Origin of the sequence: Dyadobacter luticola (assembly GCF_005860805.1) — a bacterium.
Lineage (GTDB): Bacteria > Bacteroidota > Bacteroidia > Cytophagales > Spirosomataceae > Dyadobacter > Dyadobacter luticola.
In genome coordinates, this window is sequence record NZ_VCEJ01000005.1 from 749,662 (window position 1) to 771,426 (window position 21,765).

The following is a 21,765-nucleotide window of genomic DNA, read 5'->3' on the forward strand; positions in this document are numbered from 1 at the left end:
AGTGGTTGTCAGAATATGAGGCAAAGATAGTTGAGAGCGGAATTGTTAAATTTTATGCTAACTATTTCTAAGATTTTTTTAATCAGACAATGTAACCCTTTTTAGATAAAAAGACATTCCAGCAAGCCGATACCCCTATTTAATGGCTTATTCTCCGCAAAGCCTTTCTCAATTCCTCATTTTTATGCTTTTTCTGTAAAATAATCGGCGCCGCAATCCGCTCCCGGCAGTCAAAAAGTGAGCAGCGCTCGCAGGTTTGGTTTACGTCCCGCGCGTGCAGATGCGGATCGTCCAGAAACGCCAGCTTTTCTTTGGTTTGCTCGTCGAGGTATATTCCCATCGAAACACTCACATTCAAATTCGGCGTCGGCGACAACGGCTGCGCAAAACTGATCACCAGATATTGGTCATTTGTATCGATATAAGTCGATTTTTGGGCTTTGCAGAGAATGCGCGGCTGCTCTTTATTCTGGATAATTTCGGCCAGATCATTTAACACCGTCAATGCTACCCAGCGCCGGCAGTAATGTTCGTCGCGGACAGTATGCGGATAATGTTTCCTCGAAATATGCATTTCCTTCGTCATATCGAACAAATTTTGCCCGACGAAGTTGTTGAACCTCGAAAAGAAAATCTGGTTAATGCCAAAATATCGGGGGAGAATATTGCTCAACCGGTAGCAGAACGATTCCGGTGTGGTATTGAAGTCATGGATAAGCTGGATCAGCCTTTCGGGTTGCCAGGTTTTTTGTGCAAAAAAATCGGAGACCGCTGCTACCAGCAGATTTCGCTTGATAATGATGGCACTTGAAAAGTAAGAAGCCTTGAAATTGTTCAGCAACTGTTCAAAAGACTCCGCCTCCACCAGCGCCGTAGTATTGAGCCGGTTTTTAAGGTTCAAATAAATATAGCCGATTTCCCTCCCATAAATAAATGCCCGCTGCACCGAAGAAAGATGCGCATTGATCAGCAATTTATTCCCGATCGCATTCGTGATCGTCAGCGAACGTACGCTTGAAAATTCGGGATTAATGCGCTCGTTGATCGGCTCGATTGTGTAGTTATACCGGTTTGTCAGCACCTCGGCGAGGTAATGTTCGTCCAGCAGCTTTTCCGCAGGGACGCCATTTTCGTCCAGAAATCGCTCGGCTTCCAGCTCAATGTCCTCAAAATAATTGTCGTGCATTTCCTGGTAGGTGCGCAATGCCGAGAAATAAAATTTCTCGATCGACATATTATAATTCCGCGCGATTTCAATCAATGTTCCCACAAATGCGCTGATCTTCATCGGCGCGTCGGACAGGATTTCGAGGAGATTGGCAGGGTCGATACCGAAAAGTTCGAGCGGAAGTTCGGTGAGCACATTCGAGCTTAGCAGCTCTGAGATCGGTTCCAGCCTTTTGCTTAGTTTCAGGGAAACCAGCGTGTCGTAATCTACTTCAATAGCTTGGGCCAGGGCAAGTATCTTGTCGGATTTCGGATATTTTTTTCCCTTTTCAATTTCATTGATGTAGGAAATAGACAACCCCGATTTTTGGGAAAGCTCGCTGAGCGACATGCCTTTATCCAGCCGGAGTTGTTTTAGTTTCAATCCGAAAACCAACCTTACATTATCTGTATTTATTGCCACTTTGCCGGGTTATAGCGCCTGAATGTCGCTGGATTTGCTCGCAGGCAGTTTGATTAAAGATACACAAAAGTAGGCACGGGATCGAATCCACTCATGAATCCTGAAAAACAAAAAACGGAACCCGTCGTTGACAAGTCCCGTTTTTTATTTCTCAGGTTAACTTTTACAGGATTGAAAAACCCAGTGTTGCCTGAAACAGATTTCCTTTTTTACCAAACTGCGAAGCCGTAGTAGCGTTATTGAATTTCACATTCGCAATGTCCGTGAAGTTACCTTCGTAACGCACATCCAGCATCAAACGTCCGAAATCAAACCCTACACCCGCCTGGTAACCATAAGCAAGACGGTTTTTGAATTCTGCATTTGAATTTGAACCGGTGATTGCATCGAAAGAATCGTTGATTTTACCATTGCTGGTCATTCTCAAAGATGCCATCGGGCCTACATTGATCCTGAAAAAACGTGCGACGCGGATACCGAAAAGTACCGGTACGTCCAGGTTAGAAAAACGTACATCTACCTTACCATCAGAGTTTTGTACACCATCTTCGTATACATTGAATTTGCCGCCTTTTTGAGATAACAAGAATTCAGGCTGTACATAAAATGTTTTACCAAAACGGAAAAATACACCTCCTACAAAGCCCAGCGAGCGATTATCGTTGTCTTTGAAATTAAATGCGTTGGATGAATTCAGGGATAAATCATTGCTGCCATTGATATTGGACAAATTTGCCCCTGCCTTGATACCGAAACGGAAACTAGGATCGTATTGAGCTGATGCCGAATAGCTCACGATCATCATCGCACACAGCGCAATCATAATGTTTTTCATAGTAATCGATGTTTAATTGTATTGATGAATTACTAAAAATATTTAAAAACCTGTGCCGACTCGAACGGACCTGATAACGGCCGAAAAATGGGTACGCATTTCTACAAAGGTGATTTTCAAGCCCGGAAGCAAAGTGAATTGTGAAGCGGGATGTCCGGGATAAGTACAAAAAGGCTATTTTTGCGATTTTCCGCTACACCACACGGGGAATATTTAAATAATAAGACAATATGAGCGATTACAGTCACCGCGAAATAGAAAAGAAATGGCAGGATTTCTGGGAGGAGCAGGGCACATTCCACGTCACCAACCAGTCGGAGCTTCCGAAGTTTTACGTATTGGATATGTTTCCGTACCCATCGGGAGCAGGTTTGCACGTAGGACATCCGCTGGGCTACATCGCTTCTGATATTTATTCAAGATATAAAAGGCTCAAAGGTTTCAATGTGCTGCACCCGATGGGCTTCGACAGCTTTGGCTTGCCTGCCGAGCAGTACGCGATCCAGACCGGCCAGCACCCGGCGGTTACCACCGAGCAGAACATTGCCCGCTACACCGAGCAGCTGAAAAACCTGGGTTTGAGCTATGACTGGAAACGCGAAGTGCGTACTTCGGACCCGGCTTATTATAAATGGACGCAGTGGATCTTCGGCGAGCTTTTTAACAGCTGGTACAACAACGATACCGACAAGGCCGAGCGTATTGAAACATTGACTGAAAAATTTCGTCAAAATGGGAATGCGGGTGTGAATGCGCCTCACGACGAAGATACCCCTTCATTTACTGCCGAAGAGTGGAATGCGTGGACCGAAGAGGAGCAATATAAACTAACATTAAAATACCGTCTGACCTATGTTGCCGACGCTACCGTGAACTGGTGCCCGGGCTTAGGTTCGGTTTTGTCCAATGATGAAGTGAAAGATGGCGTCTCCGAGCGCGGCGGATTTCCGGTGATCCAAAAACTGATGCGTCAGTGGATGATGCGGATCACGGCTTACTCGCAAAGATTACTGGACGGACTGGATACGGTAGACTGGACGGATTCACTGAAAGAGCAGCAGCGGAACTGGATCGGAAGGTCAGTAGGGGCGCTGGTGAAATTTAAAATAGAAGGACATCAGGAAAATATTGAGGTTTTCACAACCCGCGTCGATACGATTTATGGTGTAACATTCATGGTTTTGGCGCCGGAGCACGAGCTGGTAGATGTCATAACTACTTCGGAGCAGCGTGGCGATATCGACTCGTACATTGCGATGACCCAGAAAAAGTCAGAGCGGGATCGAATGTCCGATGTGAAAACCGTGTCCGGGGCATTTACCGGTGCTTATGCGATCAATCCTTTTGATGGCGCGAAAATCCCGGTTTACATTGCGGATTACGTTTTGGCGGGCTACGGTACCGGTGCAGTGATGGCGGTACCTTCCGGCGATCAGCGTGACTGGAATTTTGCCAAACATTTCGATCTGCCGATCATCCCGATCCTGGATGCGCAGAAAGATTTTGAAACCCAGGCCGACGCGACGAAAGAGGGTAAGTACATTAATTCAGGAATGATCAATGGTTTGACATTCCATGAAGCCAATAAGGTTTTGATCGGTTTTCTGGAAGAAAAGGGCATCGGAAAAGGCAAGATCAATTACCGTCTGCGTGACGCGGTTTTCAGTCGCCAGCGGTACTGGGGTGAGCCTGTACCGGTTTATTATAAAAATGATAGTACCGGAGAGGCGCTGCCTTACTTGCTGGATTTGAATGAATTACCCTTAAATCTGCCGGAAGTTGACAAATACTTGCCAACTGAATCGGGCGAGCCACCGCTGGGCCGCGCGCAGGGCTGGGGACACGGTTCAGGAAATGGTTATGAATTGAGCACGATGCCAGGTTGGGCGGGTAGCAGCTGGTACTGGTATCGCTACATGGATCCCAAAAATGCCGAGGAGTTTGCGTCCAAAGATGCGATCGACTACTGGCGGAATGTGGATTTGTACATTGGCGGTACTGAACACGCAACCGGCCACTTATTGTACAGCCGGTTTTGGAACAAATTCATGAAAGACCGCGGCTACGTGCCTGAGGAAGAACCTTTCAAGAAATTGATCAACCAGGGAATGATCCAGGGACGCAGCAGTTTTGTGTACCGGGTCAAAAGTGAGGATTTTAGCAAGCCAGTGTTTGTAAGTGCTGGTTTGAAAGAGGGATATGAAGTATCAGCATTGCACGTCGATGTCAACATTGTTGAAAATGATGTGCTGGATGTAGAGAAATTCAAAGCATCACGCCCTGATATCGCTGGTGAAAATGCAACATTTATCCTGGAAGACGGAAAATATGTTTGCGGCGTGGAGGTGGAGAAAATGTCTAAATCCAAATTCAATGTGGTCAACCCCGACGACATTGTGGAGCGTTACGGAGCGGATACTTTGCGGTTGTACGAAATGTTTCTGGGGCCGCTGGATCAGGCAAAACCCTGGAATACGAATGGTATTGACGGCACCTATCGTTTTATCCGGAAAATGTGGCGGCTGTTTTACAATGATGCTGGGCAGTGGATGGTGAAAGATGTCGCCCCGAAACCGGAGGAACTGAAAACCCTGCACAAGACGATCAAGAAAATCGAAGAGGACATTGAAAATTTCTCTTTCAATACCGCGGTCAGTGCATTTATGGTCTGCGTCAATGAGTTAAGTGCGGCCAAATGTCAGAGTAAGGAAATATTGCAGGACCTGGTGATCTTGCTCGCTTCTTACGCGCCGCACGTTTCGGAAGAATTGTGGGCTGCTTTGGGTAACGAAAAAGGGACGGTTTCAAAAGCGGCTTTCCCGAAATGGAACCCGACATTCCTGCTGGACGCGATGTTTGAATATCCGGTCCAGATCAACGGAAAGGTGCGGATCTCGATCCCTTTCCCTACCGATACGCCTGCTGCTGAAATCGAGGTGGAGGTGCTGGCCAACGAAACCGTTCAGAAGTGGATGGAAGGCAAGCCGCTCAAAAAAGTGGTGGTGGTACCAAAGCGTATAGTGAATGTGGTGACCTAGAAAATGTTTGAAATAAAGAAAAGACCCGCGCAACATTTGCGCGGGTCTTTTCTTTTCATGGCTATGGATGGTAAGGCAATTATTTGACACTCAGGCTTCTTTCTGCTTTTACGTCGGTCAGCTCAAAGCTTTTTACTTCTTTTCTGATTTTGGATGTGATCTCGATCTGGTAAGTTCCGGCTGGAAGGTCAGCTACATCCAAAGTTTTTCTGTATTTGGTTACGTTTTTACCAAGCACTTCGTGGAACATCAACTTGCCGCTTTTGTCAGAAACCAACACCACGGTATTGTCATCCGCGTATTTATCAACATTAATGTGCAGTTTACCACTTTTGGAAGCGAAGATCCCGGTACCGAAGCCGGTGGCTTTTTTACCATCTTTTTCGTCTGCGAAAGCGTTGAAAGTGAATGCTGCAAAGAAGGCTACTACTAATGCGAAGGTTTTGAATGAAGTTTTCATGGCTAACGGAAGTTGAAAGGTTGATTGGATTTTGAATTAAGATAGTTTCATGGCTTTGGCTAATGTTATTTTACGCTGATCTCACGTTCTGCTTTTTTCTCGGTCAATTCGAAAGATTTGGTTTCGCTTCCGCTTTTTGAAGAGATGTTGATACGGTAAGTTCCGGCAGGTAAGTCATTCACATTTAATGATGTTCTGAATTTTTCGACGTCTTTGGCAACCACTTCGCGGTACATCAATTTGCCTGCTGCGTCGCTCACGGTGATCAAAGTGTTTTCATGAACATATTTGTCAACATTGATGTGGATCTTGCCGCTTTGAGAAGCGAATACACCGGTTGCAAATCCTGCTTTTTTGGTTTCTTTTTCATCTGCGAAAGAATTGAAAGCGAATACAGTTGTGAAAGCGGCTGCTAATGCGAAGGTTCTGAATGAAGTTTTCATGGCTAATAGATATTTTAAAGTTTTGAGTAATTCTTTTGTTTTTGGTAATTCTTTTATCCCCTTTGGACATGACAAACATACGGTGATACTAGGTACTATGTATTGCATAGTACATGAGTGGTAAGTTTGTTAAATGAATGGTAAGATGCCGCGATAGCTGATCTTTCGTATTTTTGCGCGGTATGGCAAAGAAAAAAAAAGCTGTTTCAGCGGGTAAAACCAAGTATTTAAAACCATTGCCACCGAAAGGCTGGGCGATTATTGCAGCCGTTTTCCTGGTTATATGCGGAATTATCTGGTGGCGGGATAGTAAGGATGAAAATCAGTGGGAATTTGTCAGCAAGTTCGGGATCAGGCTGCCGCTTAAATATCCGATTCACGGGATCGATGTTTCCCATCACAATGCAAAGATCAACTGGGACAAGCTCAAAAATACGCGCTCAGAGAAGGTAGGGATCGATTTTGTCTACATTAAAGCCACCGAGGGCGCCACGCACCTCGACAAACAGTTCAAAAGAAACTGGCAGGAAGCGAAAAGGGTAGGGATGAAGCGGGGTGCTTATCATTTCTATAATCCGCGCGTAATGTCCGACCGTCAGGTGCAGAATTTCATCGGTCAGGTGCGCATGGAGCCGGGCGACCTGCCGCCGGTACTCGATCTGGAATCACACGCCGGCAAGCCGGACGATATTATTATCAAAGGCGTGCGCAACTGGCTCGAACAGATCGAGGCGCATTACGGCGTGCGGCCGATCATTTATGTGAATGAGCACTTTTATAAAAAATACATCGCCGGAAATTTCGACGAATACCCGCTCTGGCTAGCCGGCTACTCCCGCACCGACCTCAAAGACCTCGCCTCCGACGCCCACGTCCTCTTTTGGCAGCACAGCGAAAAAGGCTGGGCCGACGGTATCCGGGGTTTCGTGGATTACAATGTGTTTTTGCACGAGACGGGGGATTGGGCGGCGCTGGGCGAGTAGAGTAGTAAACAGCGTTAAAACCACTTTACTGTCAGGCAAGTTGCCTTAGACTTGTCATGCTGAGCGGACCGGGCCACCGGGCGGTCGAAGCACTCTACTGGCTAGGCAGAGTGCATTAACGTTGTCATGCTGAGCGGAGTCGAAGCACGTCACTGGCTAGGTAGAGTGCAAAAGGCGTTTTGCTTAACCAGTAGCGTGCTTCGACTCCGCTCAGCATGACATGTTAGTTAAGCATGACAATGTTAATCAAGTATCGCAACGTTAATCAAGCATCACAACTAAACCAGCGGCTCCTGCTGACTTAGGCAGTGAAAGCTTCCCTGCCCCCAGATAATCTCAGTAGCCAGCAAAGGAATAATCTTTCGCCCCGGGAATGCCTGACCCAAAATATCAATCGCTACCTGATCATTCGGATTATTAAACACTGGCACGATCACACCAGCATTGCAGATCAAGAAATTAGCATAAGAACCCGGCGTGCGAAAATCGTCGATGATGACGGCTTTGGGCATCGGTAGCTCGATAATGTTGAGCTGCTTGCCATTTACCAGCCGCATTTCTTTCAACATTTGCAGGTTGGTTTGCAGGATCTCGTGATTTTCGTCATTCACGTCACTTTCTACGCAAGCCACCACCGTATCTTCACTAACAAATCGTGTAGTATCGTCGATATGCCCGTCGGTATCGTCGCCGACGATGCCGCCTTCTACCCACAGGATTTGTTCCACGCCGTAAAAATCACAAAGTGTCTTTTCGATCTGGCCCTGGTTTAAATGCGGGTTGCGGTTGAGGTTCAGCAGGCAGGATTTACTGGTGAGCAGGCTGCCGGCACCGTTAAATTCCACCGCGCCGCCCTCCATGATAATACCCGGATTGATGATCGGAATGTTAAGATAGCTGGCGACGGCCCGGGGCGTCCGGTTGTCGTCATTGTAAGGCGGATATTTGCCGCCCCAGGCATTATGCCCCCAGTCCACGATCATTTTCTGGCCGGTTTCCGGATTGATCACAAAAGAAGGTCCGTGGTCGCGGCACCAGGCGTCGTTGGTGGGTTTTATTAAGAATTCAATTTTAGAAAGATCAACATTGATCTTTGACAACTCTTCCGTAATGAAGTTTTTCAGCGCCTCATCATTTGTCACAAAACAAACATTTTCGCCCTGGCTGATTTGTTTGATAAACTCAAAATATTGCGGACGCATTTTCGCCAGCTTGTCGCCCTGCCAGGAAGCATCATTGTGCGGAAAAGTTAGCCAGGTGGCGCGGTGAGGGTGCCACTCGGCTGGAAATGTAAAACCTAAATCTTTGGAAGTTGCTGAGATATTGTGATCGGCCACGGTCGGTCTGTTGATTTTTTGCGGTGCAAAGGTCGCAAAAAATCTAGTTGTTTGCCACCATCACATTGTCAACGAGGTAAGTGCCGTCTACCGTTGCGAGGTTATAGGCCTTACTTACTTTCCGTGCATTGGCCTGCACGGCGCCCACTTTCCAGGTGGAAACCAGCCCGGTAGCTGGTTCATAATGATAAAGAATATCCCTTTTTGACAGCTTATCCATCCGCTTTTTTCCTCTTTTGGTCTGTACCAAATGATGGGGCGTCGCTTCAAGAAGCAGCGCCGGGGCGTGCTGACTCTCGCGGTCGTTTTTGGCATCTGCCGGGCGAAGGTATAGCGCGGTTAATGTGGAAGCCGGCTGGTTGTAAACATCAATTTGTTTCACCTGCGTGACCGTACTTTTTCCGTCTTTACAAGTCCGCACATGCTCGCCAATTTTCACCTCCGCGATGGATTTTGTAGTGCCGTCGGCCATGGTAACCGGCGCATTTGCAGGGAAATACGTGTACCGCTTCTTCTTCTCCGAAACTTTGAATGTCACTTCCGAGCGCAGGTTGCTGTCGGATTTATCGTCATTTTGGGCAAAGCTGCCGACGCTGATAAAGGAGAAAAAAGTGGCGATGACGATCTTATACATAAATGCTTTTTTAAGTGAAAATCAGGCTTTTGACATTTTTACAAACACTTTACTCAAAGCGTTTGGCAATGCGCCAAGGCAAATCAGGATCAGGCCGGCCGTCACCAATGTGGAGGTATGTGCAAAAAATGCGCCTGAGGAAAGGATCGCCAGGATCAGGATCGTGGAAAACGGCAGGGAAAATGCCAGCAACAAAACCGCCAGTTCCAGGTCGAATGTTCTCTTTTCTTTGCTCAAACCTTTTGCATCTTCTTTTAAATTAAAAGCTGAAATGTGCGCCAGCGGCCAGAAACTCGCCGCACTCAGCGGGATCACAATCGCCAGCAGTACCATCGCATGCTCCTGAATGTTCAGCACGTAAATCATGCCCGCGCTGATGAGCATGGTAATGCCCGCCCGGAAGAACAATATACTAGCAACAATACGCTTCTTGCCTTCCTTGAGTTGCACGGCCAGACCGATAAACAAAAGCACAAGCGGCGTCATCATGGCGCTGGTTTTGTCGAAAAGGTCGGTTACGACGGAAGGAAGTGATTTGTAATTAATCCCAAGACTCAACAATATGATTGCCAGGAAGATCAGCACATTAATAGGCTCCTGGAACATGCTGGCAAAGAGGCTTTTCAGCTTACCGCCCATTTTGGTTTCCTTATCATCGCTGTTTTTCAAAAACATATTCATCGCCAGGATGTACAGCGAAATCAGCACGAAAAACTTGTTTCCGACATCCGCCAGCGCGGCAATCGCCAGGCTTTTTTCTCCCAAAAACTCAGCAATAAAAGGAAAGCAGGAGAGGCCGGGAGCAAGCGACGGGATCAGCATCATTAAGGTACGTCCGGTCGGGCTGTTTTTTTCTATACCAAACAAAGCAAAAGCCAGGGGCGCCGAAAAGAACATTAAAAAGTTGAAAACCAGCGTCACCAGCGGAATAATGATCATCGACGAGTCGATGTCGATTTTCATCAGGGAAATAAAAATCGTAGACGGCAGCGCCACCGACAAAATAATTTCCTTAATCCCGTTCGTCTGGTCTTTATTCTTGAATTTGCTTTTGAGTAATAACCCCAAAGCAATTAGTAATAGGAGTGTTATGGTTTTTTGAAGTGCGTCGCTCATGGCGGAAGTGGCGATTTATGGTCATTGATTGTCATTTGTAGTCATTCATTGTCATGTATTGTTTAAAAATTAATTCAAACAAAAACTGGCAAAAATGACCACACTGACTATCAATGACCTAATGACTACTAATGACTTTTGGCATCCGGAATGTTACGCCGTCAACGACCCGAGCGCCCCGACGAACGTTTTCATCTCGTCCATCGTCCCGAGGCTTACGCGGCACCAGGGTTTGTTTTGAATGTCGAAGGTACGGATGGATACACCCTTGGCGGCCAGCTTGGTAAGTAGCTCTTTGGCCGGCATAGCCACCGGGAAGATCACGAAATTGGTGTATGAAGGAATGTACTTGTAGCCCATTTTATCGAGGTTTTCGTACAAATACAGTTTCGCTTCGTGGTTTTTCTTGCGGGTATCGCCCTGGAAATCTTTGTCGTCCATGGCAGCAGATGCGGCAAAAATCGAAGTATAAGAGATACCCATACCGCCGCGGGTGATTTTATTGATGCTTTCGAGGTACGATGGCAGTGCGACCATGTAACCTACGCGGATACCGGCCATACCCATGATTTTGGAGAATGTGCGGGCCACGATCACGTTTTTCTTTTCTTGCAAAAGCGAGACCATGCTCTGCGTATCAGCGCCTACTGCAAGTTCAATGTATGCCTCATCTACAAATACAGGCACTTTTTCGGAAACACGTGAGCAGAAATCGAGCAGGTCCTGACCTTTGGTGATCGAACCGGTCGGGTTGTTTGGGTTACAAACGTACACCAGCTTGGTATCCTTATCGATAGCGGCTTCCATCGCTTTCAGGTCGTGTGACCAGTCGGCTGTACAAGGTACCGGCTTCCAGGTTGCGCCTACGGATTTGGCCACCTGCACCAGCGACATATAGCATGGGTCGGCAGAAACAATGTTTCCCTGGCCTTTCATGAATGTTACCAGCGCCACTTTTTCCAAAAGATCCGAAGAGCCCGGTCCCATAAAAATGTGGTCAGGGGTCACGCCTTCTTTTTTGGCAATTTTATCTATCAGGTCCGACATTTCTTTCCAGGCATAACGGTTTCCGTTTTTCACAGAATCCGCCACGGCTTTCTGTGCCGTCATCGGCGGGCCGTAAGGATTTTCGTTTGCATTCAGTTTTGCCAGAATTTTTGGTGCCTTGAAATCAGCCGGCAAAAAATGCTCTCTCACCATCGGACTGCGGTAAATGCGGTTCTCAGGATCAAGCGATAACGGTGTGTTCGCGAATGCGCCCATGCTCAGGTGCGGGGCCAAAGTCATTCCTCCGATTGCCATTAAACCGGATTTTAGCAAGTTGCGACGGTCCATTTTTTGATTCATTTTGCAGAAGTTTAATAAGATGTGACGATTGAAATAGTAAGTAGAAGTGATTGACAATTTACAAATAAACAAGCCAACCTGTATGCACGGTCAGCTTGTTTTTCAACTAGTTAGCTTGTACTTGTGAGAATCTCGTGAAGGCAATTCCTTTGTAAGATCCTGTCCAGGAAATCTTTGTGATCGACCCGGCTTTCGGTGCGGCGATGCCCAGCTCCGCCCAGGTTTTATCGATCGTGACCAAACCTTTTGCATCGGAAGTTACTTCGCCCAGCGTGCCGCCGGCGCGTAGGGTAATCTTGATAGCCACATTCGGTACCGGTATCGAATCAATGCCTTTGGTATGATCAAGAATGTTGGTCTTGTCGAGTTCCAGGAGTCTTGCCGACAATGTCAGCTTGGCAGCTGTGGCCGAGTAAGCAACCGTCGGCTCGCTCGCGATCGGCGCACCGAAAGGTGCACCTACAATATCCACCAGCACCGGCGCCACGTCGCGGTCGAGGAACGGATCTTCTTCTTTGCAGGAAGTGATGCCCAATGTTACCGCCAGCAGCAGGCAGGCCATCGGAAAAAGTGTTTTGATATTTTTCATCATCTCAGTTTCTTAAATGTTTTTGAACAAAAAGCTATTTCTCTGCCCACCACAATTTCGTTTTCATGTCATCATTGGCACCGTTCAATGCTTTGCCTGCATTTACTGAAGCCGCATTCAGCGAGTACTCGGAAGCCGGGTAGTTGAAGCGCGTCGGTAAAATTCCACCATTGTTAAGCACGGCGCGGGGATCAGGCGCAGGGAAAACCGGGAAGCCGGTGCGGCGCCACTCTGTCCAGGCCTCGATGCCTTGTCCAAACAAAGCAACCCACTTTTGTTCAAGCACTTTTTCACGGGATACCGCGCCCACCTTGGTCAGGAAATCAGCTGGTGGCGTGAGGCCGTACTGAGCAAAGGATGCATTGATCCCGGTTTCAAAATAGGTTTTGGCGCTGCCTGTAATTTCTCCGTCCAAGGCTGCTTCGGCCAGGATGAAATTCAGTTCGGAGAATGTCATGATTACTTCCGGCGCCTCAGCTTTGGTAAATGCGCTTCCGATGGTTGAGCTGGTAGCCAGGTAGCTCGTCGCGATCGCGTCGGGCAGTCCGTTTGGGTGGCCCTGGTATTTGCCGTCTTTGTTTGGATTGGCATAAACCGTGATCCGGGTGTCGCCCAGCGCATTCATTTTGTCAGCCAATGTGCTGCTGATGTTCCAGTCGGTACGTCCGTCTTGGAGCAAAATTTGGTTCCACTCATTATTGCTCGGAAGTACCGTCGTGCACTTCAAAGAAGCATTATCCGCATTGCTGGTAAAAATTGGAAACTTCGCTGCATCGGCCAAAATCTCAGCCATAATCGCTTTTGACTCGGCCGGTTTTTTGGCAGCCTGGCGGTTTGCCAGACGTAGCCGCAGTGAGTTCGCAAATTTCTTCCACTTCAAAATATCACCGGCATACAGGATATCCCCAGCCACCGCCGGTCCGCCGACCGTCAGTTTTTCGTTCGCCATTTTCAGGTCATTCAACATGCCGGCATAAACCACATCCATCGCGTCATATTTCGGCGTGTAAATCGGCGCTTCGGCAGTTCCCATGATGGCTTCCGTGTAAGGGATCGCGCCGTACATGTCCGTCAGCAGCGAAAAAACCCAGGTACGCATGACCAGCGCAACACCTTCATAATTCGCATTCGGCGTGGCGGATTCTGCATTGGTTTGCATGATGATCCGCTGGAAATTGAGCAGGCCATCATTGAAAAACCCTTTCCAGTTGTTGGACAAAAGCGCCGGGGAAACCGTGTAATCGTCGCCTTCGTTGCTGTAAATGTTGCGGGTTAAATGCTGCACATAGAGTTCCGCAGCGTCAATGTTGATTCTTTCAAAACGCGTCCTGTGGCCCCAGTAGCGGTCTATCGAAGCCTCGATGCCGGTTGGGAGGAGGTATTGCGGCCCGATCGCCGTAGGGCTGTTCGGACTCGTGTTCATGTCGTCGAAATCTTTGGTGCAGCTGCTCGCAGTAAGTATTCCCGCGAGGGCCGTCATCCAGATCGTTTTATGGGTCAATATTTTTTTCATTTCAAAAATCTTTAAAGTCCGTAACTGGATTGACTGGATCAGAATGAAAGCGACAGGTTCATACCTACACTGCGTGAGCTAGGCAGCTCGCCGTAACCAAAACCTTGTCCGTTTCCGCCTTTGGCATCAATTTCAGGATCGATGTGCGGCGTGTTTTTGAAGATCATCCAAACATTGCGTCCTACTACCGAAAGTTTAGCCGACTGGATTTTAACCTTTTTCAAAATGCCCGGAGAAAAGCTGTAACCCAGCGAAACCTCGCGCAGCTTCACATAACTTGCATCGAAAATCGCCGATTCATGGTAGTTACGCGGGTTGCTGTAACCGTATAACTGGTTAGCCGTCACGATAATGTCGTTTGGAACATACGATTTGCTTCCGTCTGCACCAGTCACTTCGCGCACCCCTTTTCCGATCACGCCTTCTTCGCGGCCTAATGCAGTTTCGGCGTACTGGCCAGTCCAGCGGGCAGTACCGGTACCTTCGTCGTAAATGTCACCGCCGATGCGGGCATCTACCAGGAAGCTCAGGGATATGCCTTTGTAGTTCAATGTGTTGAGTACACCACCGATCCAATCGGGCTGCACATTACCCAGCTTCTGGCCGGCCACGGTTACCGGCAAACCATTCGCGCCGTAAACAACTTGTCCGTCCGGAGACTTCTGGAAACCTACGCCGTAGAATGTTCCGTAAGATTGGCCGACGCGTGCTTCCGAAGACATACCTCTCTGAGTAGCAAGTGTATAGGTAGTCAGGCCTTCTGCCAGCTCTACTACTTTGTTGCGGTTGCGGGCATAATTGACCGAAACATCCCAGCTAAATCCGCCCGGCAGTTTCACCGGCGTGCCCGAAAGTGTTACCTCAACCCCCTTGTTGGTGATTTTTCCAGCATTCAAAATCCGGGTATTGTAGCCGCTGGCTTTGGAGATTTCAACCCCGAGTATCTGGTCTTTCGTAGTCTGGTCGTAGTATGTTACGTCCACCCCGATTTTTCCTTTGAAGAACCGCAGGTCAGCACCCAGTTCAAGACCAGTCGTAATCTCCGGTTTCAGCCCGCTGTTTGCGATTTGAATGTTCTCGGAAAACTTCGGTACCGCACCATTCCACGATCCACTCGCCAGGAATGTTTGCTGTAATTGATAAGGCGTAGCATCATTTCCAACCTGCGCATAACTTGCGCGGATTTTGCCAAAAGAGAATATACTTCCTTTAATGTCAAGCAGTTCTGTAACCACCGCACTCAGCGAAGCCGAAGGGTAGAAGTAAGAGCGGGCATTTGCCGGCAATGTGCTCGACCAGTCATTCCGCGCCGTCAGGTCCAGGAACAAGGCATCTTTCCACGAGAAATTGGCCGTTCCGAACAAGCTCTGCGTTTCGGATTTGGTAATGTTACTCTCGATGGTATTGGCGCTTGGTACCGAGTTTCCTGCGTTATACAGTCCGTCCACCACCAGCTCGCCTACATAGAAGTAGTTTCTTTTCGAATAATTTTTCCGCTGGATTCCGCCAAACTGCACATTCAAACCAAAATCAGGTGTAATGTTCTTATTGAATGTCAGCATGAAATCCGAGTTGGTTTCCTGGCTGCGCAGTACCTCTTCCGAGTAGCGGCCCGGGGTGCGTACACCATTGCGGACACGCAGGAAGTTGGAAACATTAATCCGCGTATCACTCCAAAAATCGGTTCCTGAGCGTACCAGCAAGGTCAGCGATGGGAGAATTTTGTAGGTCAATGCAATGTTGCCGAGCAGACGGTCTTTCTCATTCCCGGAAGGCAGGTTTTTTTGAGAAAAATACGGGTTGGTGAAGAAGGTATGCTGCCAGTTTGGTGGCTCCGTGTCGCCTGCGCGCTGGTTATGCACCGCCGTATAGCTTTCATAATCACGCAGCTGGTCCCACGAAACATGCCGGTGCGACCAGATAAATTCCTGCCCGCCGGTATAGCTCCGGTTGTCCGAGCCCGACTTAATGTACTCGCCGGATAATGTTACGCTGAGATTCTTCGTCAGGTTATATCCCGAGTTGATACGGAAGTTATTGCGGTGAAAATCATTGTAATACATAATCCCTTTCTGATCTACGCGGCTTAGTCCGAGGCGGAAAAAGCCTTTGTCATTCCCACCATTTAATGCTACGCTGTTGGTGATGGTGCGGCCGGTTTGCCAGTATTCGTCCCAGTTGTTAGGCTGGGGAGTCAGTGGTGCAACATCGTCACCAGTCCACCACTGTCTCACCATGCGTCCATCCATGGGCGCTCCCCAGCTTTCGTCGGTTCCCTCTGTACCAGCCAGCGGATATCTTGCGTCATACACGGCCCGGTACTGGGCAATTTCGGCAGGATCGGTAATGCTGCCGCTCCATCCGTCGTTGTACCAGGTGCGGTAACCGTTTCCACCGCCATACGTATTCTGGAAATTAGGCTTGATCCACGGACGCTCGAAAGTGATATTTGAATTGATATCCACCCCGAGTCCTTTGGTGCCCTGTCCATTTTTTGTTGTGATCAAAATAACTCCGTTTGCGGCGCGTGAACCGTATAATGCAGCTGCATTAGGCCCTTTCAGCACCGACATTTCTTTAATGTTGTCGGGGTTAACCTCTGAGATCCCGCCTCCGTAAGTCTTATTCGCGGTTTGCTCCATCGGCACACCGTCGATGACGATCAGCGGCTGGTTATTTCCCGAAACCGACGAAGAGCCACGGATCTGAATGGTAGAGCCGCTGCCCGGGCCACCGTTGGACTGTATCCTCACCCCAGCAATTTTACCGGACAATGCATTCGCCACATTCGTCGAGCGCGATTCTGTGAGGGCGCTTCCCTTCACTTCCTGTACCGTATACCCCAGTGCTTTTTTCTCCCGCTGGATACCAAATGCGGTTACCACCACTTCGGAAAGTTGCCGTGTATCGGCTTCCAGCTTAATGTCAAAATTTGTTTGGTTGCCGATGGGTAATTCTTTGATCAGAAAACCCACATAGGAAACCACGAGAATTCCGTCGCCCGGCACCGAAAAACTGAATTTTCCGTCTGCATCTGCGTTGGTACCCACATTGGTGCCTTTGTAAATGACAGATGCGCCCGCAAGTCCGAGACCATCTTCGGCCGCCGTGATCTTTCCGCTCAACTGCCTGACCTGGGCCAGCGCAAGCGGAGAGTAAAGGCACACCCATACTAATAAGAGTAGAACTTTACGCATGGAGAAATAGGGTTAAATTGAAGTTAGGTGAGTAGATAGTAAGCGGTAAACAAAGAAGAAGAGAGTGAAAAAGTTATGGCTGTGTGGTGTCCACACTGCCGTGCGCCGCACACACTTTCGCGTGGACAGAACAACACAGCCATAAGCTTGCAAAACTGCTTTTCCGGAAAGCAATACCCTCTTTAATCGAGGACAAACAAGAGTTGAATGTTGAGAGAGGCAACCAAATGCCCGACGTCAACAAGTTTTGCTTGTCCACGGAATTGAGAAACCAGTATTAAAAAAATTATATTGTGTCGAGTCGGTATACACCGGCAGGATTCGAAATTTTCCTGCGGATTCTTGTAGAATTCCTCTCGGCACTGTCAGATATATTCATGTGCGGCTCGAATATATCCTCGGTTTAGAAGTATGGTCATTCGTTTAACGACCTCTCAAATATACTGACAATGTGAAATAATGCAAGAGAATAAATTTAATTCTTGAAGTTTTTTGCAATAAAAATTGGTCTATATCTCTTAATGTAAAATATTATTGGAATAAATCGTTAAAAAGTTTTACTAATCTTCGTTTTTCAATTTCCTAGCTGGGTGGTAGATTAAATAGGCAGATTTTTATTTGTAAATGACTATTAAATAGGTATTTACATACGAATATGAACTGGAAATTTGTGGTCAGGAGGTTACTTGGAGGTTAAAATGCTGATTTGGAGAAGTGAGGCGGGTAAATACAAAAAAGAGGGCTGCTTGTAGACAGTCCTCTTTTTTGATAACGCAGAATAATTATATTTCCTCCAAATCGGCTAGTCGATGTAGCGTTTCAGGATTGGCTTGTATGAATCAACCCGGCGGTCTCTCAAAAAAGGCCAGGTAGTGCGATAATGATCCAGTTTTTGCAAATCCAATTCCTGCACGTGCGTCACTTCTTCTTCATGCGGCGCCAGGTACAAGAGCCTGCCATGCGGGTTAGATACAAATGATCCGCCCCAGAATTGCTGGTCAGCTTCCCGGCCGACGCGGTTTACAGAAACCACATACACGCCATTCGCCACCGCATGTCCGCGCTGGATTGTCTGCCAGGCACCATATTGTTCTTCATTCGTTTCGGGGTCTGTTTCATTGGTATCCCAGCCGATGGCGGTAGGGTAGAAAAGAATTTCCGCGCCCATTAAGCTGGTGATGCGGGCCGCTTCCGGGTACCACTGGTCCCAGCAGATCAACACCCCGATCTTCGCAAATTTGGTTTGGAAAACCCGGTAACCATCTTTGTCTTCCTGGCTAACCGGAGCATCGCCCGGCGAAGCGTCGCCCGGCGTGAAATAAAATTTCTCATAATATCCCGGATCATCGGGAATGTGCATTTTCCGGTATTTGCCCAGATAAGTGCCGTCGGCGTCGAGTACTGCGGTGGTATTATGGTAAAGCCCGTGTGCGCGTTTTTCAAAAAGTGAAGCAATGATCACGACGCCCAGTTCCTTGGCCAATACGCCCAAAGAGTCAGTTGAAGGACCAGGGATCGCCTCTGCGAGATTGAAATTCGCGTGGTCTTCCACATCGCAGAAATACAGGGATTTGAAAAGCTCCTGTAGGCAGACAATGTTGGCACCTTTTGCGGCTGCTTCCCGGATCTGGGTCACGGCTTTTTGAAAGTTGGCCTCCACATCGTCTGTGCAGCTCATTTGCACCAGGCCTATATTTACTTTTTTGGTCATGAATGGTCTTGTGAATGTTGAAAAATCAAAAATGGTAACACTATTTTGCCCCCGGCAGTTCTTTGATAGGGAAGTCAAAAGGGATCTCGTTCATACATTTAAAATGTTTTTTGGGGCAGGAGGGATACCCGATCTTCGAGCAGGGCCGACAGTCAAGTCCTTTTCTTTCAAGTATTTCAAAAGACGTTTTATAAGGATACATGCCAAATTCAGGAACCGTGTTTCCCCAGATCGAATACACTTTTTTCTTAAATGCCGCCGCCACGTGCATCAGCCCGGTGTCGTGCGTGAATACAATTTTCGATTTCTGAATCAGGCTGGCCGATTGGTTAAAATTATATTTCCCGCAGCTGTTATAGATGAATGTATCGCCCACTGCCGCCCGTATCGCCTCTCCGGCTTCCGCATCTTCCGGGCCGCCGAGTAAAATGATGGGGTAATCAATCTTGCGGCACAGTTCGATCATGCGGGGTACCGGCAATTTCTTGGTGCCATGCTGCCCACCGATCGCATACCCCACAAATGCCTTTCGATGTGTTTCCGGCAGCCAGTCGCTTTCCACATTGTCTTTATAAGGAATGAAATAATCCAGCCCTTTTTCATCATTCACCACATCCAAGGTTTTCAGCGTCGACATATACCGGTCCACAATGTGCAGATCAGGCATATAGTTAATCTTGAATTGCGTCAGCAGCCATTTTTGCGCATTCAATTTGGGAAAACTAAATGACGGCGCACCCAGCTGAAACTTGATTTTCAGCGTCCGGATGTTTCGGTGCAGATCGATGACGTAGTCAAACTTCTCGGCCTTTAAAGCGGGAATAATGTTCTTGTCGCCCTTTTCCAAAAGCCACACCTTATCGATGTAAGGATTGTCTTTCAGTAAAAACGCATTATTGGCTTTGGTAAAATAATGGATTTCAGCGTCAGGAAACTGGTTTTTGAGGCATCTGACCACCGGTGTTGTGAGCACAATGTCCCCGATGGAGGAGAACCGAAGTATCAGGAATTTGACCGGTTTATTCACTTTTTAGTTCCTCGCGTCGCTGGTAAGGTAAAAGGTTTTGCGGGCGCAGATGTTTCCAGCGCCTGTGGCTCCACAGCCAGTTATCGGGTTGTTTAATAATATCTTCTTCCAGGTATTCAATCTGGCTTTGCAGGATCTGGTTGGCAGGTTCCCTTTTTGGATTTTCCGTAATCAGCTTAAAATAAGCCTTGTAAAACCCACGCTGCATTTCATTTCGCAGGATCCCCATGTAAAGGACCGGTGCATTCAGCCTTCTTGCGATCAGCTCCACACCCCTGAAAACGCCGGTATCCTGGTTCAGGAAGCTGGTCCAGTAAGCCTTTTCCGGAACCGGCGACTGGTCATTGATCAGCACGAAAAGAAAAGGTTTGTCCCTGGGTTCCAGGGCCTTGGCCATCGCATCTTTCATCGGGATCATTTCGGTGCCAAACTTCGTACGCACTTTCCTGAACCAATCCTCGAAAATATCATTCGCCAGCTCGTGGTAAACGACCACAATTTGGTAGGATAATTTGGCAGAAGCAAACAAGTTGAGCATTTCCCAATTTCCAAGATGCCCTGAAACCACCACCAAGCTTTTTTGCTGCTGATAATAATGGTCAAGCAAATCCATTTCCAGGTCGAAACGGTTGAGCAAATCCTTTTTTGAAATCGACCTCAGCTTGATCGTTTCAAAAATAATGTCGGTGAAATTCTGGTAGTACTTTTGCGCGATCGATTGGATGGTTTCGTCGCTATAATAAGGAAAGCTGTTGTGCAGGTTTTCGAGGATCACTTTCCGGCGATAATGCCCGACGTCAAATATTAGAAAGCGGAAAATGTCAGAGATTTTATAAAGAATTTTCCACGAAAGCCTGGATATCGCTGTTAGAAAAAACAGTAAAAGGCGGGTGAAAAAAGTCTTCATTGCGTCCATTTCTTTGCCTTTAATTAGCAATTATGGAAAAGAAATAGTTCCGGCAAATGTCACTTTTAGTTGATCTGCTGCATCCGGAGGCACTTTCAGGAGAGTGTCTGTTCCGGTTTGAGGCAGGTGGGCCGCTTGTGTTTCCAGCGGCGGTGGCTCCAAAGCCAGTTGTGCGGCTGGTCTATGATGTTTTTTTCCAGGATCCGGATCTGCTTTTCCAGGATTTCGTTGTTCCTCACTTCTTTTGGCCTGTCGGTAATCGGGAAAATATCCACGTGATAGTAGCCTCTTTTATGGGCTATTTTACAAAAATCCGCATAGAGAACAGTCAGATTATACCGCCGTGCGATGGTTTCAACGCCTCTGAAAACACCGGTGTCCTGGTGCAGAAAGTTTGTCCAGAATGCTGTTTTCGGATTGGGCGACTGATCATTGGCCAGAACGACCACGTAAGGTTTGTCGCGTGGTTTTTGTAGTTCTTTAAAAATGTTGTCCATCGGCACCAGCACGGCGCCAAAGCGGGTCCGTAAGTCCAGAAACCACCGGTCCGACGCTTCGTTTTGAAGCGGCCGGTACACAACTATACATTCATGGGTAAAGCAGAGCGACGAAAAAAGATTCGCCAGCTCCCAGTTGCCGCGGTGGCCCATCAGGTAAATAATGTTGGTCTTGCTGCTGTAAAGCTCGTCCATGATACTAATATCCCCCTGCAGCCGCTCACGCACACATTCGGGGCTTGCCGTGCGGAATTTAATCGTCTCAATAATCAGATCCGTGAAATGCAGATAGAAACTTTTGGCGATGCAGTTGAGCTCTTCGTCGGTCTTTTCGGGGAAGCTATTTTTGAGATTTTCCCGGATCACTTTCTTCCGGTAGCCACCGACATAGAAGAGTGCCCAGCAGAGAAAATCCGAGAGGCGGAAGGCATTTTTCCAGGAAAGTAACGAAACCTGATTAATAAGAAGGAACAGTGCTTTTCGCAAAATGATTGGTGTCAG

Annotated in this window: 17 protein-coding genes; 2 read left to right on the forward strand and 15 right to left on the reverse strand. The window is 47.7% G+C overall.

Annotated features, from left to right (window positions below):
- Positions 1 to 139 precede the first annotated feature (139 nt).
- Both FEN17_RS22270 and FEN17_RS22275 read right to left on the reverse strand, forming a co-directional pair.
- Positions 140 to 1,630, reverse strand: coding sequence for a helix-turn-helix domain-containing protein (locus tag FEN17_RS22270; protein ID WP_138367583.1), 1,491 nt, complete (start codon positions 1,628 to 1,630; stop codon positions 140 to 142).
- Positions 1,631 to 1,793: 163 nt separating this feature from the next.
- Complete coding sequence (locus FEN17_RS22275; RefSeq protein ID WP_138367584.1) at positions 1,794 to 2,465, reverse strand: porin family protein; 672 nt, start codon at positions 2,463 to 2,465, stop codon at positions 1,794 to 1,796.
- A 230-nt stretch (positions 2,466 to 2,695) separates the two neighbouring features.
- Between FEN17_RS22275 and leuS the strand changes: the two genes are divergently transcribed.
- Positions 2,696 to 5,503 carry a leucine--tRNA ligase gene (gene leuS / locus FEN17_RS22280; protein WP_138367585.1) on the forward strand — a complete coding sequence of 936 codons (2,808 nt, stop codon included), beginning with the start codon at positions 2,696 to 2,698 and terminating at the stop codon, positions 5,501 to 5,503.
- Between the two features lie 79 nt (positions 5,504 to 5,582).
- Here the strand turns inward: leuS and FEN17_RS22285 are convergent, their stop codons facing one another.
- Complete coding sequence (locus FEN17_RS22285; protein WP_138367586.1) at positions 5,583 to 5,963, reverse strand: T9SS type A sorting domain-containing protein; 381 nt, start codon at positions 5,961 to 5,963, stop codon at positions 5,583 to 5,585.
- A 65-nt stretch (positions 5,964 to 6,028) separates the two neighbouring features.
- Positions 6,029 to 6,406, reverse strand: coding sequence for a T9SS type A sorting domain-containing protein (locus FEN17_RS22290; protein WP_138367587.1), 378 nt, complete (start codon positions 6,404 to 6,406; stop codon positions 6,029 to 6,031).
- A 182-nt stretch (positions 6,407 to 6,588) separates the two neighbouring features.
- Between FEN17_RS22290 and FEN17_RS22295 the strand changes: the two genes are divergently transcribed.
- A complete protein-coding gene (locus tag FEN17_RS22295) occupies positions 6,589 to 7,389 on the forward strand; it encodes a glycoside hydrolase family 25 protein (RefSeq protein WP_138367588.1) in 801 nt (266 codons plus the stop codon).
- A gap of 278 nt (positions 7,390 to 7,667) precedes the next feature.
- Here the strand turns inward: FEN17_RS22295 and FEN17_RS22300 are convergent, their stop codons facing one another.
- The 11 genes from FEN17_RS22300 to FEN17_RS22350 all read right to left on the reverse strand — a co-directional run bounded on the left by FEN17_RS22300 (position 7,668) and on the right by FEN17_RS22350 (position 21,750).
- Positions 7,668 to 8,726 carry an agmatine deiminase family protein gene (locus FEN17_RS22300; protein ID WP_138367589.1) on the reverse strand — a complete coding sequence of 353 codons (1,059 nt, stop codon included), beginning with the start codon at positions 8,724 to 8,726 and terminating at the stop codon, positions 7,668 to 7,670.
- A gap of 43 nt (positions 8,727 to 8,769) precedes the next feature.
- Positions 8,770 to 9,360, reverse strand: coding sequence for a Hint domain-containing protein (locus FEN17_RS22305; RefSeq protein ID WP_138367590.1), 591 nt, complete (start codon positions 9,358 to 9,360; stop codon positions 8,770 to 8,772).
- A 21-nt stretch (positions 9,361 to 9,381) separates the two neighbouring features.
- The gene (locus tag FEN17_RS22310) at positions 9,382 to 10,476 is read right to left on the reverse strand and encodes an AEC family transporter (RefSeq protein ID WP_138367591.1); all 1,095 of its coding nucleotides are present in this window, start codon (positions 10,474 to 10,476) and stop codon (positions 9,382 to 9,384) included.
- Between the two features lie 153 nt (positions 10,477 to 10,629).
- Positions 10,630 to 11,823: a pyridoxal phosphate-dependent aminotransferase gene (locus FEN17_RS22315; protein WP_138367592.1), complete on the reverse strand. Its 1,194-nt coding sequence runs from the start codon at positions 11,821 to 11,823 to the stop codon at positions 10,630 to 10,632.
- 106 nt (positions 11,824 to 11,929) lie between these two features.
- A complete protein-coding gene (locus tag FEN17_RS22320; RefSeq protein WP_138367593.1) occupies positions 11,930 to 12,415 on the reverse strand; it encodes a hypothetical protein in 486 nt (161 codons plus the stop codon).
- 31 nt (positions 12,416 to 12,446) lie between these two features.
- Positions 12,447 to 13,925: a SusD/RagB family nutrient-binding outer membrane lipoprotein gene (locus FEN17_RS22325; RefSeq protein WP_138367594.1), complete on the reverse strand. Its 1,479-nt coding sequence runs from the start codon at positions 13,923 to 13,925 to the stop codon at positions 12,447 to 12,449.
- Between the two features lie 38 nt (positions 13,926 to 13,963).
- Positions 13,964 to 17,122, reverse strand: a complete 3,159-nt coding sequence (locus FEN17_RS22330) for a SusC/RagA family TonB-linked outer membrane protein (protein WP_138367595.1) — start codon at positions 17,120 to 17,122, stop codon at positions 13,964 to 13,966.
- 802 nt (positions 17,123 to 17,924) lie between these two features.
- Positions 17,925 to 18,833, reverse strand: coding sequence for a carbon-nitrogen hydrolase (locus FEN17_RS22335; RefSeq protein WP_138367596.1), 909 nt, complete (start codon positions 18,831 to 18,833; stop codon positions 17,925 to 17,927).
- Positions 18,834 to 18,873: 40 nt separating this feature from the next.
- Positions 18,874 to 19,860, reverse strand: coding sequence for a glycosyltransferase family 9 protein (locus tag FEN17_RS22340; RefSeq protein WP_138367597.1), 987 nt, complete (start codon positions 19,858 to 19,860; stop codon positions 18,874 to 18,876).
- Positions 19,853 to 20,776, reverse strand: a complete 924-nt coding sequence (locus FEN17_RS22345) for a lysophospholipid acyltransferase family protein (protein ID WP_262711590.1) — start codon at positions 20,774 to 20,776, stop codon at positions 19,853 to 19,855. Before FEN17_RS22345 ends, FEN17_RS22340 begins: the two co-directional genes overlap by 8 nt.
- A gap of 86 nt (positions 20,777 to 20,862) precedes the next feature.
- Positions 20,863 to 21,750, reverse strand: a complete 888-nt coding sequence (locus FEN17_RS22350; protein ID WP_229208951.1) for a lysophospholipid acyltransferase family protein — start codon at positions 21,748 to 21,750, stop codon at positions 20,863 to 20,865.
- Positions 21,751 to 21,765: the final 15 nt, after the last annotated feature.

What these genes read in the sequence shown, in the direction of transcription:
- FEN17_RS22305 (WP_138367590.1), bottom strand. Translation starts at nt 9,360, where the DNA reads ATGTATAAGATCGTCATCGCCACTTTTTTCTCCTTTATCAGCGTCGGC.
- FEN17_RS22295 (WP_138367588.1), top strand. Translation starts at nt 6,589, where the DNA reads ATGGCAAAGAAAAAAAAAGCTGTTTCAGCGGGTAAAACCAAGTATTTA.
- FEN17_RS22325 (WP_138367594.1), bottom strand. Translation starts at nt 13,925, where the DNA reads ATGAAAAAAATATTGACCCATAAAACGATCTGGATGACGGCCCTCGCG.
- FEN17_RS22330 (WP_138367595.1), bottom strand. Translation starts at nt 17,122, where the DNA reads ATGCGTAAAGTTCTACTCTTATTAGTATGGGTGTGCCTTTACTCTCCG.
- FEN17_RS22320 (WP_138367593.1), bottom strand. Translation starts at nt 12,415, where the DNA reads ATGATGAAAAATATCAAAACACTTTTTCCGATGGCCTGCCTGCTGCTG.
- FEN17_RS22345 (WP_262711590.1), bottom strand. Translation starts at nt 20,776, where the DNA reads ATGGACGCAATGAAGACTTTTTTCACCCGCCTTTTACTGTTTTTTCTA.
- FEN17_RS22275 (WP_138367584.1), bottom strand. Translation starts at nt 2,465, where the DNA reads ATGAAAAACATTATGATTGCGCTGTGTGCGATGATGATCGTGAGCTAT.
- FEN17_RS22290 (WP_138367587.1), bottom strand. Translation starts at nt 6,406, where the DNA reads ATGAAAACTTCATTCAGAACCTTCGCATTAGCAGCCGCTTTCACAACT.
- FEN17_RS22285 (WP_138367586.1), bottom strand. Translation starts at nt 5,963, where the DNA reads ATGAAAACTTCATTCAAAACCTTCGCATTAGTAGTAGCCTTCTTTGCA.
- FEN17_RS22310 (WP_138367591.1), bottom strand. Translation starts at nt 10,476, where the DNA reads ATGAGCGACGCACTTCAAAAAACCATAACACTCCTATTACTAATTGCT.
- FEN17_RS22335 (WP_138367596.1), bottom strand. Translation starts at nt 18,833, where the DNA reads ATGACCAAAAAAGTAAATATAGGCCTGGTGCAAATGAGCTGCACAGAC.
- FEN17_RS22315 (WP_138367592.1), bottom strand. Translation starts at nt 11,823, where the DNA reads ATGAATCAAAAAATGGACCGTCGCAACTTGCTAAAATCCGGTTTAATG.
- leuS (WP_138367585.1), top strand. Translation starts at nt 2,696, where the DNA reads ATGAGCGATTACAGTCACCGCGAAATAGAAAAGAAATGGCAGGATTTC.